We start from the raw sequence: 12,612 nt of genomic DNA, 5'->3' as shown, positions 1-12,612 counted from the left end.
GAAATATGAAGGGTTTTCTGAAAGTACTCCTCAAAATTCCGATTTATTTCTACAGACACTGCTTATACGTCGCCGTTTATTCGTAAATAGGAGCTGACCAAAATATCTAAAAAATTATGGATCAGCACTTTTAACTCTCTTTTTTTCTTTGCTGTATAAAATTGGGCAGCTCTGATAAAAGCAAACCTGTCAAAGTCAATAAAATTCCAATGAACGTTTTAAGCGTCAACCTCTCACCCAAAATCAAAACAGAAGCTATCGTAGTCAGCATTGGAATGGTGTAAATGTACACTGCTGCTCTTACTGCTCCAAGATTTTTGACCGAAAAATTCCAAGTTACAAAGCACAGAGCGGAAGCACCAATGCCTAAGAAAAGAAGATTACCCAAACTTTCCACTTGCAAAAAACGAGAAAAATCGAACTTATCCAGCGTAATAACTAAAACTGGCAGCATAAACAATAGACCATAGAAAAAAATCCGCTGTGTTGTAGCAATAGTTCCATAACCAAACTCGCTAATTTTTTTCACTATTAAAGAGTAGGAAGCCCAGCAAATTGTTGCCACCAAAGCCAAGCCATCACCAATCGGATTAACATTCAGTGTTCCTGAAAGACTGATCAATGAAATTCCAATCATTGAACAAATAAAGCCTAAAATAAAAACACGCGGGATCATTCCTTGCTTCAAAACAAAGCGGCTGATCAAGGCAGTCATAAAAGGACTAACCGAACCAATGATCCCGACGTTCATTGCTAAAGTATAGGTCAGTGCGACGTTTTCTAAATAATAATATAAAAAAACACCAAATAAACCAGCAACTATGTAATACCGTTCCTCTCGCCAGCTCTTAAAGGGCAAGAATTTACGTGAGACTATTGTTAAAACAAGAAAACCAATAAGAAATCGCACGAAAAGAATTTCGATTGGTAAAAACAACTCAAGTAGCACCTTAGTAGAAATAAATGTCAACGCCCATATGACAACGGTAAAACTCTCGGATAAATGACCTTTTACAATATCTGACATAGTATAAAAGAATTTCCTTTCTCAATTTTTAACAATTATAAATAACAGAACCCTACAGCATAATCCTGCTTAGTACGATATTAATCCTAAACTAATTAAGACTCTACTAAATCACTATGACATTTTGTAAAGAATTGCGCAATGCAATTAACAAAAAAATGATACTGAGACCAGAAGGATTTTTGAAATCAAAAAAAGCGAACGCTTCAAAACTTTTAAATTAGAAAGTTTTGAAGCGTTCAGCTTAAATAGTGAGATCTTCACTTTATTCTTCAATGATACAAAATAGTGACTTCAATAATTGTTGAATCTTTTTGAACGTTAAAAATCTGGTTGCCATGGTCCGTCCGTATTAGGGATTTCGTAATCATGAACAATGCCATTTTTATCAAAAACCACCCCGTGCAGAGTTCCGCCAAAGACTGCTCCACCATCAACTCCGATTTTTCCATCAGATTGCCAAAGGGCTGTCGTTTGCATATCTCCATATAGCATTGGTGTAATAGTATGACCAAATACAATTGTTTTTCCTGTATTGTTTTTACCTTCATGAAACGGTTCGCGAATCCACAAGAAATCTTGCAGGGAGGTTTCCTTCCAATCCTTTGTCAAGTCAACTCCAGCATGAACAAAGACATAATTGCCCCACTCATAATAGAATGGACGTTCCGCTAAAAAATTCAACATATCTTTGTACCGACTACGGATCATCATAGCAATCTCAGTCGGTGAATATTCATCTGTCGCGCCTTTATGTAACAAACTTTCAATCGTTTCTTTTCCACCATTATAAAGATAACTTGGAAACCAATCTTCTGGACTGTTCATAAACTCCAGAAAATATTGCTCATGGTTTCCCCTTAAATAGATTGCTTGGTATTTTTTTACAAGTTCCATTCCTAAAAGCCAACAGTCTTTACTTTTGGGCCCTCGATCATTCAGATCTCCAATCAGGATCAACTGCTGTTCGTCCGGCTGAAAATTTTTTAAGATTGATCTGAACATATCGTATTCCCCGTGAACATCACCAATTACAAAAACCTGCTCCATCTTTGTTCGCCCCTAACTGAAGAACGCTTTAATTACCTGATACTACAAAATAATTTCCATCCGCATCAACAAAATTGAATAAAAACTCTTCGCCAATTTGAGCCAACTCTCCTAATTGAACATCCACCTTCTGCAATTTTTTGTACAATGCCATAACATCATCACTTCCAAAAATTAAAGCGGGAGATGGCTCAGCTGCTTCATCATCATTTTTTTCAATAAATTCTCGATCGTAGATTACCAGACGTGTCGTACTATTTTGACTCATCGCTACTTCTGCCACTTGAGAACCATCCAATTCTTCAAAACTAATCTCGACAAATCCTAAACTTTGCCAAAAATTACTAGCTTTACGTACATCATTTGCATATAAAATTACTTTTACCTGTTCGTTAAACAAAATATTCACTCCAAAAAATACATATTCTAAATCTACATACACTCAATATATCAAAGAGTGGCCTCTAATGCTAATCCAATAAAAAATATCTCTCGGTAACCAATGTTCTGGTTTCATTGAAGCACTACGGTCATTTAGCTAGACTAGCAAGTTGAGTGTAGCAAAAAAGACTTGGTCGCGCCAGCCAAGCCTTTCATATTAAGAATTTACTTCAATCGAAGCATTTTCATCATGTAAAATTTCCCGGTCTAATTCATGGATGCGTTCACTAGTTACGACGCCAGCAACCATACTGCCACTGACATTAACCGCGGTACGAGCCATATCAATCATCGGCTCCACAGAGATTACTAAACCAACGATCGCCACTGGTAAGTTCATCGCACCTAAAACGATTAATGAAGCGAAAGTTGCTCCGCCTCCGACACCAGCTACGCCAAATGAACTAATAGTTACGATAGCAATTAGCATCACAATAAATTTCAAATCAAAAACATTTACACCAACTGTAGGTGCTACGATTGTCGCAAGCATTGCTGGATACACACCAGCACAACCGTTTTGACCAATCGAGATACCAAAGCTTCCTGCAAAGTTAGCCGTAGCTTCATCTACACCTAACGCTTTGGTTTGTGTTTCAATATTCATCGGCAACGTTCCCGCACTTGAACGTGAAGTAAACGCGAAGCTCAATGCTGGGAAAGCCTTCTTAAAGAAGTTGATTGGGTTCACTTTTACACCTAACAGAATAATAGAATGAACCAATAAAACAACGATCAATGCACTATAAGAGGCTAAAATGAACTTACCTAAGTTAACAATTGCTTCAAAATCACTGGTTGCTAATACATTTGTCATCAAAGCAAAGACACCATATGGCGTTAAACGTAACACTAGCGTCACGATACGCATAACAACCTTATATAAGCTTTCAATCAAATTCGCAAAGAATTCCGCTTCTTTTGGTGCTTTTCGTCGAACACCTAAAAAGGCAATCCCTACAAAAGCCGCAAAAATTACCACACCAATTGTACTTGTTGGTCGTGTTCCCGCAAAATCAGCAAAGACATTAGTTGGGATGAAGGATAAAATCTGTTGCGGAATTGAAAAGTTTTGAACCATTGACTGACGATCCGCCAACTCTTTGATTCGAGCAGTTTCAGCTGCTCCTTTAGTAAATGTCGCACCATCTAGTCCAAAGACCATAACAGCCACAATCCCAATCAAAGCAGCGATTGCCGTTGTAGCCAATAATGTAACTAAAACATTGGCACTGATTTTTCCAAGCTTCTTGCTTGATTTCATTTTGGTAAAGGCACCAACGATCGAAATAAATACTAAAGGCATAACTAACATTTGTAATAATGAAATATAACCATTACCAACGATTCCAATCCATTCCATCGCTTGAGAAATCACTTTGCTACCATTACCTAAAAGTAATTGCAAAACCCCGCCGAAAACAATTCCGGCGCCTAATCCAGCAAAAACGCGATTAGAAAATTTCACATGTCTTTTTTGCATTTGGTAAAAAGCCACAAGCAACGCAACGAATACTAGAATCACTAATACAGTGAACAGAGTTGTCATTGTATTCCTCCTTAAAATAGCTTTCTATAATGACAAGTCTGTCAAAGGAAGTAAAGGTTCCCGGTATTTGTTCTTCAACAAAATACCCTAAAATATAGTTGCGCGATTCCTAAATTTTAGTGACCTTTAAATTATAACCCAGATAAAATAATCTGTCCTGAAATTTGCATAGTTTCAAAGAAATTTTCATAATCATATACAAAAGGACCTCTACCTTAAAAAATGACGACTAATTGGAAAATAAGTGTCAGTTTCAGGTAGGGTTCCTTTTAAATGGTATTAGATGAAAAATTAATTTTAACGCCTGGTTTATCTAACGCAATCTCAGTTATTTCATAAACCATACGTTCAATCAGTCTTAGTATTGGACGGATCATCTCATTGGCTTCCGCTTCAGTCAAATCATTTTGCTGTTTGACTTGACGACCAATCACGTGGATCACTTGAGAAAGAACTCCGCCAATAATAAATTCCTCAAATGGAAGAACAAATTCGATCCGCACCCCCATAATACTATTTTCAGGTGGATATCCAGGATCTGTTGCTTCCAGTGGACTGAAATTAATCAGCAATTTTTGTTTCACTACCTGATCTTTCGGAGGAAGTCCGTAGTTAAATGATTCTACGACCTCCTGATCGCGTTGTAACTTCATTTTACACCTCTCGCTCGAGTTGAAATAATGTTTTTAATAAACAGCTTACTCATTAATAGCCTTTTCCTAATTATAGCTTTCTACTCAGAAAATTTGTACCATTTCTTTTAAATTATTTATAGAATAAGTCGCCTTAACAACTTGGCTAAAATGATCCAAATCAAGAAAAACTGTTTGCACACCAGCATTATTTCCAGCTTCGATATCTAATTTGCGATCGCCAATCATCACAGTTTTTTCAGATTCTAATTGATAGTTATCAATAAAATAATAAATTGCACTTGGATCTGGTTTCCTTGGAAAATTCGAATCACTTCCAATGATATCAACGATAAGCGAATCTAATCCGTCTCTTTTTAGTAATTGCCAGGTTGAATCCACAGTACGATGAGTCAAAATAAAATGTCTACCACCCATGTTTTGCAGTTTTTCCAACGTCTCCTTTGTCTCCTTAAAAGGAAAAGAGTTCCTATTTTTCTGAGCCTCATAACTATGATACTTTCGATCAAAATCTGGTACAGGTAAACGCCAATCCATAATCATTTGACGGATTGATTCAGTTTTGATTTTCTGATAAACCTCTTTTTCATCTTTTTCGATCCCAAATTCTTTAAAAGTTTCCATCAATGCTTTTAACATGATTGGATACGTATCATATAATGTGCCATCAAAATCCCAAATATAATTCATGTCATGCCTTTCTAAGTTAATATCCTGTTTTTATAAAATTTCTTTTTGTATAATTTTCAATTGTGAGTTGAAAGTATAAATCATTGGCGTAGCATTAGGAATCTCAATTTGATCTACTTGATTAGTAGGAACATTTTCTAAAAACTGAACTAATGCACGCAAACTATTACCATGTCCGCAAACTAAAACAGTCTTCTCATCAAGTAAGTTCGGCGCGATCTGATCTTGCCACAAAGGAAGCACTCTCTGTGAAGTCATGTGTAGACTTTCTCCAGTCGGTATCAATCGTGGGTCCAAATGATTATATCGACGATCAAAATGATTGTCTTTGGCTAGTGGAGGGACTTCATCAAAGCCTCTTCGCCATTTTTTCACTTGTTGGGCACCGAAATGCTCCGCAATGATATCTTTATTTTTTCCCACTAATGCGCCATAGTGACGTTCGTTTAAGCGCCACGTCTTATATTCAGGAACAAAACTCGCTTCTGCTTCTTGCAAAATCATTTGAGCCGTTTTAATCGAACGTTTTAAAACTGATTCGAAAGCAACATCAATCAGTAATCCATGATTCTTAATCTTATTACCAGCTGTCTTGGCTTGCTCAATTCCTTTTTCAGTCAAATCTACATCCAGCCATCCAGTCCAATAGTTTTCAAAATTCGCTTCGCTTTCGCCATGTCGGACTAATACTAAATTCATCTTTTCACCTTCTCACTAAAAGAATAACAGAAAAAGCCTAGTTTTAAAAACTAGACCTTTTTCACAAACTGTGTGTGACAATGCTTGCAGGTCACTTTGATTTTCCCACGACCTTTTGGTGCACGCATCTTTTGTTTACACTCTGGACATTTAAAATAACGATAAGTTCCATTTTTACCTTTGAAGAAATCTTTCATACGAGCAAGCCACTGAATAAATTTTTGATTTTCATTGCTTCGCGGATAAATCTTTTTCGAACAAAAACGATAAAGAACCAGCACGAAAGCAGCAATTGCAAGTATATTTCCAATGTAAAACGGAATCCAACGGTCAAAAATCATCATCACAGCCCATACAATGAGTAAGGCTTTATTGATTTGATCCAATCTACCATAACGTCCGCGCATTAAATACGCATATTTTTGGTAAAATTTGGTCAATCGCTGTATCCAAATATTCCCCAATGATACTACCCCTTTCTATGATCCTACTTATTGAAAATTTTGGGTCCTTTACGCATATTTTTACGATCATTTTTAGGTGTTGCCATCTTTTTAGAACGACCGCCACCCTGTTTCTGTTTGATTAGCTCTAGCATTTTCTCTTTTTGATTCATTTTTTACACCGCCTTCACAAGGAGCGTTACTGATTCTACATGATATGTTTGTGGGAATAAATCTACTGGTTGAACTTTCACAGCATGGTAACCAAGGTCTTCATATCTTCTCAAATCTCTAGCTAACGTAGCTGGATTACAAGAAATATAAATAATTCTTTCAGGATTAACAGCAACGGATGCTTCAATAAATTTTTCATCCAACCCTTTTCGTGGTGGATCAACAAAAATCACCGAGGGTTCAATCCCTTCTCGTGCCCAGCGTGGCATAATTTTCTCAGCTTTACCAACTTCATAATTAGCATTTTCAATCCCATTTTTCTTAGCATTTGCTTTCGCATCTTCGATAGCTTGTGGCACAATTTCTACACCATAAACATGCTTAACTTTTTCAGCTAAGGATAAACCGATTGTTCCGATTCCACAATAAGCATCAACTACAATGTCTTCAGCATTCAAATCAGCGAATTCAATCGCAGTTTGATATAACACCTCAGTTTGTTCTGTATTTACTTGATAGAATGATTGGGGAGAGATTTGATAAACCTTACCTAGCAAGGTGTCATTGATTGTCGATTTACCAAATAAGACCTTTTCCTCCCGACCCATGATCACATTAGTCTTTTCTGGATTGATGTTCTGAATGACTGAAACAACCTCCGGTAACTCTGTTTTGATCACTTCAGCAATTTCAGTTCCCTTAAAGAAACGTTCTGTTCGAGTAACTAGTGTCACCATCATCTCATGGCTATAATGCCCTCGACGGATGACAATATGACGAATAAAACCTGTGTTTTCACGTTCATTATAAGCCTTTACGTTAAAACGTCTTAAGATATTTCGCACTGTAATAATCGCTTGGTCAATTTTAGGGTCTTGGATGTAATAATCCTCAATCGGCAATAATACATGAGAATTTTTACGATAAAAACCTGTCATTAACTGATTATCGACTTTTTGAACTGGAATCTGAGCTTTGTTTCTATAACCAATCGGATTTTCCATTCCTAAAGTAGCGGCTACGCTCAGCTCTGGCAGTTTTGCGATTGTTTTTAGAACCTTTTCCACTTGTTGCTGCTTAAAACGTAATTGATAGCTATAAGTCATATGGCTTAAAGGTGCAATACCACTTCTTAATAAATCCTGATCCTTCACTTCTTGGCGTTCTGGATTTGCGTTAAATCGTTCGATCACTTTACCATACCCAAATTTTTTACCGACTTTAACCACTTTGACTGTCATTTCTTCCTCAGGTAAAGCATTTTCGATAAAAAGTGGATATCCGTCAATGTGAGCAACACCTAACCCTTCATGCGACAAGTCATCGATTGTAACGGTATATGTTTGATTTTTTTCTACTGTGGTCATGTTATTCTCCTTTAAGGCTGATTCACTTATTCTAATGAATTCTATTAGAAAAAGCAAGGCAACGCCTGCTATATCTCCCTTAAGACTTTTGTAAGAATGGAAGGATTTATTTACCGAAAAAAACAATCCCGCCAAACTGAAGCGAGATTGTTTTTTAAAATTATTCTTCTGTATCTTCGTCTTGAATCTTCTCGTATTCCTTAACGAGTTCGATCCCTGCTTCTCTTTTTTCATTATCAGGTCCTAAGATAGCCGCATCGTCAATCTCATCCGTGTTCGCATAAAACTCAATGTGCTGATGTAGATTTTCAAAGCGCATTGGTGCATCGCCACCGTATTCCCCATCCAAATTGATCATCATTTTTTTGTCAGTATCTATTAAGCTGGCATCTAGAAAACTGGTTTTCACGTACAAAACTTTTGAATCGTTCACGTGTTTACCACCATTCAATACTAACGTAATCAAGCGGACAATTTCAAAAAGATTTGCTGTTTTCACAACAATTAGTGAAAATTTCCCATCATCCAACTTTGCATCTGGCGCAATCGTTTCAAAACCGCCGATCGAATTCGTTAAGCCTAAGAAAAACATTGAAGCATTGCCTTCATATTCTCCACCTTCATAAACCAGACGCATTTTAGTCGGTTTGATTCGCGGAAGCATTTCTGCACCTTTAGCCAAATACGCTAAATAACCAAAAATACTCTTCAATTCAGAAGGAACCTCATAGGTTAACTCGGTTAATGAACCGCCTGCTGCAATATTGATGAAGTAAGTATCCGCAGCTTTGCCGATATCCATTTTAACAGTTTGCTGCTTTTGAATAACCTCAGCAGCAGCTTTAACGTTGCTGCGAGGAATTTTTAGTGCTCGTGCATAGTCATTTGTTGTTCCAGCCGGGATAATTGCCATTTTAGGACGTTCTTTTAAGCCGGCAATCCCATTTACAACTTCATTAATGGTCCCGTCTCCTCCTGCTGCGACAACTAGCTCAAAACCAGCCTTTGCGGCACGGGTTGCTTCATTTTTAGCTGAATCAGGCTCGGGAGTCGTAGCAAAGGCACTTGCTTCATAACCTGCTTTCTCAATAGCATCTAAAATATCCGCCAAATTAGTGCGCATGATTTCTTTTCCAGATACTGGATTATAAATCAGTCGTGCTTTTCTCATGATCGAGCTCCCTCTAACGTTTCGCTAATTCCTCTTGAAGTAACTTGTTGACTACTCCTGGATTCGCTTTTCCTTTAGTTGCTTTCATAATTTGTCCAACTAAGAAACCAACGGCGCGATCTTTACCATTCTTAAAGTCTTCAACGGATTGTTCGTTATTATCAAGTACTTCATTGATCATTGGCAATAATTGGGCTGGATCAGAAAGCTGTACTAAACCTTTAGCTTCAACTACCTCTTTTGCATCTCCACCATTTTGGATTAATTCACGGAAAACTTTTTTGGCGATCTTAGAACTAATCGTACCATCTGCGATTAATGTAATCATACCAGCTAAATTATTCGGCGTTAATTTCGTATCCGCTAATTCTAGTTTTTCACTATTCAAGTATGCAGAAACCTCACCCATTAACCAGTTAGAGGCTTGTTTCGCATCCGCGCCTTCTTTCAAAGTATCTTCAAAGAAATCAGACATCTCACGACTCATAGTTAAGACCATTGAATCGTACTCTGGTAAACCTAGGTCATTTACATAGCGTTCACGACGAGCTGCTGGCATTTCAGGCAATGTTTCACGAACCTTTTCAATCCATGCGTCGTCGATTTCGAAACGCGGAATATCTGGTTCTGGGAAATAACGGTAGTCACTTGATCCTTCTTTCACACGCATCAAGATTGTCTTGTTCGTTCCTTCATCGTAACGTCGAGTTTCTTGCTGAATCGTTCCACCAGAAAGCAAAACTTTTGTTTGACGTTGTACTTCAAAGGTCAACCCTTTTTTGACAAAACTAATGGAGTTCAAGTTTTTCAATTCCGTTTTTGTACCAAATTCTTCTTGCCCATAAGGACGCAAAGAAATATTCGCATCGCAACGCATTGAACCTTCTTCCATCTTCACATCGCTGACGCCAGTAAATTGGATAATTGAGCGTAAGGCTTCCAAATAAGCATTGGCTTCTTCAGGCGAACGCATATCCGCTTCAGAAACAATCTCGATCAACGGTGTTCCTTGACGGTTTAAATCGACATAAGAGTAGCCGCCGATACCATGCATATTCTTACCAGCATCTTCTTCCAAGTGAACACGTTCAATGCGAATTTTTTTCTTTTTACCATTCACATCGATTTCGATCCAACCATCATGGCCAATCGGCTCATCAAATTGCGAGATTTGATAAGCTTTTGGGTTGTCCGGATAGAAGTAGTTCTTTCTATCAAAATGCATATTCTTTGAGATTTCACAGTTTAAAGCCAATGCGGCTTTCATCCCAAATTCGATTGCTGCTTTATTCATGACTGGCAAAACACCAGGGTAACCCCAGTCAATAATATTGGTATTCGTATTTGCTTCTGCACCAAAGTGAGCGGGCGCAGGTGAAAAGATTTTAGAGTTTGTTTTTAATTCTACATGGACTTCTAGCCCAATGACTGTCTCTAAGTTCATTATTTGTCCCCCCCTAAAATCACTGGTTTTTGCTTATGGAAATCTGTTGCTTGTTCAAATGCATAAGCCGCTTTATACATAGTTGATTCGTCGAAATGTTTTCCGATGATTTGCAATCCAACTGGCAATCCTTCTGAGAAACCTGCAGGTACAGACATACCTGGTAGTCCAGCAAGGTTTACAGGAATTGTTAAGATATCATTTAGATACATTGTGATTGGATCATCGATATTTTCACCAATACCAAAGGCAACAGTTGGTGATGTTGGTCCAATGATTAAATCGTAATCAGCAAAGACTTTATCGAAGTCTTGTTTGATCAATGTCCGTACTTGCCCAGCCTTCTTAAAGTAAGCATCATAATAGCCCGCAGAAAGAGAGAATGTTCCTAACATGATCCGACGCTTAACTTCATCGCCGAAACCTTCTGTACGAGTGTTTACGTACACATCTTCCAAGTTTTGGACATCTTCTGAACGGAACCCATAACGGATACCGTCAAAACGTTGCAGATTTGAGCTTGCTTCAGAGGAAGCGATGATATAGTACACTTCTACGCCATATTTTGAATGTGGTAAGCTGACTTCTTCAACCGTCGCACCTAATGCTTTAAAGGTTTCGACCGCTTTCGTGATCGCCGCTTTAACGCCAGGTTCGATACCTTCAGCCATGAATTCTTTTGGTAAGGCAATCTTCATTCCCTTAATGTCGCCTGTTAAGCCAGCAGAAAAATCAGGCACAGATACTCCAGCAGAAGTACCATCCTTTGGATCATAGCCACTAATAGCATTCAGAGCCAAGGCATTGTCTTTAACCGTACGCGTAAATGGTCCTATTTGGTCTAACGAAGATGCAAACGCGATCAATCCAAAACGAGATACGCGACCATAAGTTGGTTTCATACCAACGACACCATTGAATGCCGCCGGTTGGCGGATACTTCCGCCCGTATCGCTACCCAATGAAACAGGAACTTCGCCTGCAGCAACAGCTGCTGCAGAACCACCTGAAGATCCACCAGGAACCTTTGTTTGATCCCAAGCATTTTTTGTTTTCTTAAAGTAAGATGTTTCACTTGAGCTTCCCATAGCAAACTCGTCCATATTCAATTTTCCGACTGGAATCAAATCTGAACTGTAAACTTTTTCCATAACAGTTGCATCATAAATAGGATCAAAATTCGATAAAATTTTAGATGCGGCTGTTGTCAAAAGCCCTTTCGTTACAATGTTGTCTTTGATTCCGATTGGAATACCAGCCAATGCATTGTCATTGGTAATTCCTTTAATATCAATGGCTTTTGCCATTTCCATCGCTTTTTCTTCATTTAAAGTAATGAAAGCATCAATGTCCTTTTCTGTTTCTTTGATGCGAGCAAAGGTTTCACTTGTTAAATCAGTGGCTGTAATTTCTTTTGAAACTAACAGACTGTGTAATTCTTCAATTGATTTATCGTATAATTTTTCCATTATGCACCAGCCTCTCCGTTGTCAATGATAGCCGGAACCTTGATGAATCCATCTTCGCTTTCCGGAACATTTTTCATTAACTCATCGCGTGACCAGCCTTCATCAGCTACGTCTTCACGCATAACATTGATTGTTTCTAATACATTGGAAGTAAATGGCACGCCTTCTGTATCAACTTCCCCAAGTTGTTCGACCATGTCGATTATTTTGCCTAATTGATCCGTAAAACCGGTCAATTCATCATCTGAAAAAGAAAGCTTCGCAAGTTTCGCGACATGTTTTACTTGTTCTTCATTGATTGCCATAATATCCCTCTTTCATTTGTCAATTTTCAATCATTTTATCATATCTCTGTTAGAATTCACGGTTTTTTCTTGAAATTTTTTGAAAAATTGTTCAATTCAAAAAATTTGAAAATAGAGTCATTCTAATAGC

At 37.9% G+C, this 12,612-nt stretch carries 14 protein-coding genes; all 14 read right to left on the bottom strand.

The genetic code is table 11. The features are described from left to right. Positions 1-130 precede the first annotated feature (130 nt). Complete coding sequence (locus AUF14_RS05350) at positions 131-1,027, bottom strand: DMT family transporter (protein WP_049219902.1); 897 nt, start codon at positions 1,025-1,027, stop codon at positions 131-133. Positions 1,028-1,348: 321 nt separating this feature from the next. Further along, a complete protein-coding gene (locus tag AUF14_RS05345) occupies positions 1,349-2,077 on the bottom strand; it encodes a metallophosphoesterase family protein (RefSeq protein WP_016179150.1) in 729 nt (242 codons plus the stop codon). A gap of 28 nt (positions 2,078-2,105) precedes the next feature. Continuing rightward, the gene (locus tag AUF14_RS05340; RefSeq protein WP_016179151.1) at positions 2,106-2,477 is read right to left on the bottom strand and encodes a VOC family protein; all 372 of its coding nucleotides are present in this window, start codon (positions 2,475-2,477) and stop codon (positions 2,106-2,108) included. A gap of 198 nt (positions 2,478-2,675) precedes the next feature. Then, positions 2,676-4,067 (bottom strand): L-cystine transporter, encoded by a 1,392-nt coding sequence (locus tag AUF14_RS05335; RefSeq protein WP_016179152.1) that lies wholly within the window; start codon positions 4,065-4,067, stop codon positions 2,676-2,678. 269 nt (positions 4,068-4,336) lie between these two features. Further along, on the bottom strand, positions 4,337-4,720 hold the full coding sequence (locus AUF14_RS05330; protein ID WP_016179153.1) for a DUF1149 family protein: 384 nt from the start codon (positions 4,718-4,720) through the stop codon (positions 4,337-4,339). Between the two features lie 84 nt (positions 4,721-4,804). Beyond that, positions 4,805-5,410: an HAD-IA family hydrolase gene (locus AUF14_RS05325; protein WP_016179154.1), complete on the bottom strand. Its 606-nt coding sequence runs from the start codon at positions 5,408-5,410 to the stop codon at positions 4,805-4,807. 30 nt (positions 5,411-5,440) lie between these two features. Next, positions 5,441-6,109 (bottom strand): 2,3-bisphosphoglycerate-dependent phosphoglycerate mutase, encoded by a 669-nt coding sequence (locus AUF14_RS05320; RefSeq protein ID WP_016179155.1) that lies wholly within the window; start codon positions 6,107-6,109, stop codon positions 5,441-5,443. 50 nt (positions 6,110-6,159) lie between these two features. Next, positions 6,160-6,573, bottom strand: a complete 414-nt coding sequence (locus AUF14_RS05315) for a hypothetical protein (protein WP_171030591.1) — start codon at positions 6,571-6,573, stop codon at positions 6,160-6,162. Between the two features lie 23 nt (positions 6,574-6,596). Further along, positions 6,597-6,725: a hypothetical protein gene (locus AUF14_RS23090; RefSeq protein WP_016179157.1), complete on the bottom strand. Its 129-nt coding sequence runs from the start codon at positions 6,723-6,725 to the stop codon at positions 6,597-6,599. A 3-nt stretch (positions 6,726-6,728) separates the two neighbouring features. Next, on the bottom strand, positions 6,729-8,093 hold the full coding sequence (gene rlmD, locus AUF14_RS05310; RefSeq protein WP_016179158.1) for a 23S rRNA (uracil(1939)-C(5))-methyltransferase RlmD: 1,365 nt from the start codon (positions 8,091-8,093) through the stop codon (positions 6,729-6,731). A gap of 160 nt (positions 8,094-8,253) precedes the next feature. Beyond that, positions 8,254-9,264, bottom strand: a complete 1,011-nt coding sequence (locus AUF14_RS05305; RefSeq protein WP_016179159.1) for a diacylglycerol kinase — start codon at positions 9,262-9,264, stop codon at positions 8,254-8,256. A 13-nt stretch (positions 9,265-9,277) separates the two neighbouring features. Then, complete coding sequence (gene gatB, locus AUF14_RS05300; RefSeq protein WP_016179160.1) at positions 9,278-10,708, bottom strand: Asp-tRNA(Asn)/Glu-tRNA(Gln) amidotransferase subunit GatB; 1,431 nt, start codon at positions 10,706-10,708, stop codon at positions 9,278-9,280. Beyond that, on the bottom strand, positions 10,708-12,177 hold the full coding sequence (gene gatA, locus AUF14_RS05295; protein ID WP_016179161.1) for an Asp-tRNA(Asn)/Glu-tRNA(Gln) amidotransferase subunit GatA: 1,470 nt from the start codon (positions 12,175-12,177) through the stop codon (positions 10,708-10,710). The genes gatB and gatA overlap by 1 nt, the downstream gene beginning before the upstream one ends. After that, a complete protein-coding gene (gatC, locus tag AUF14_RS05290) occupies positions 12,177-12,482 on the bottom strand; it encodes an Asp-tRNA(Asn)/Glu-tRNA(Gln) amidotransferase subunit GatC (RefSeq protein WP_010744987.1) in 306 nt (101 codons plus the stop codon). Before gatC ends, gatA begins: the two co-directional genes overlap by 1 nt. Positions 12,483-12,612: the final 130 nt, after the last annotated feature.

The sequence above is a fragment of the Enterococcus avium genome (genome assembly GCF_002891025.1).
In the GTDB taxonomy this organism is placed as follows: Bacteria; Bacillota; Bacilli; order Lactobacillales; family Enterococcaceae; genus Enterococcus_A; species Enterococcus_A avium.
Note: the sequence above shows the minus strand (reverse complement) of the source record. Positions and strands in the feature narration are given on the sequence as shown.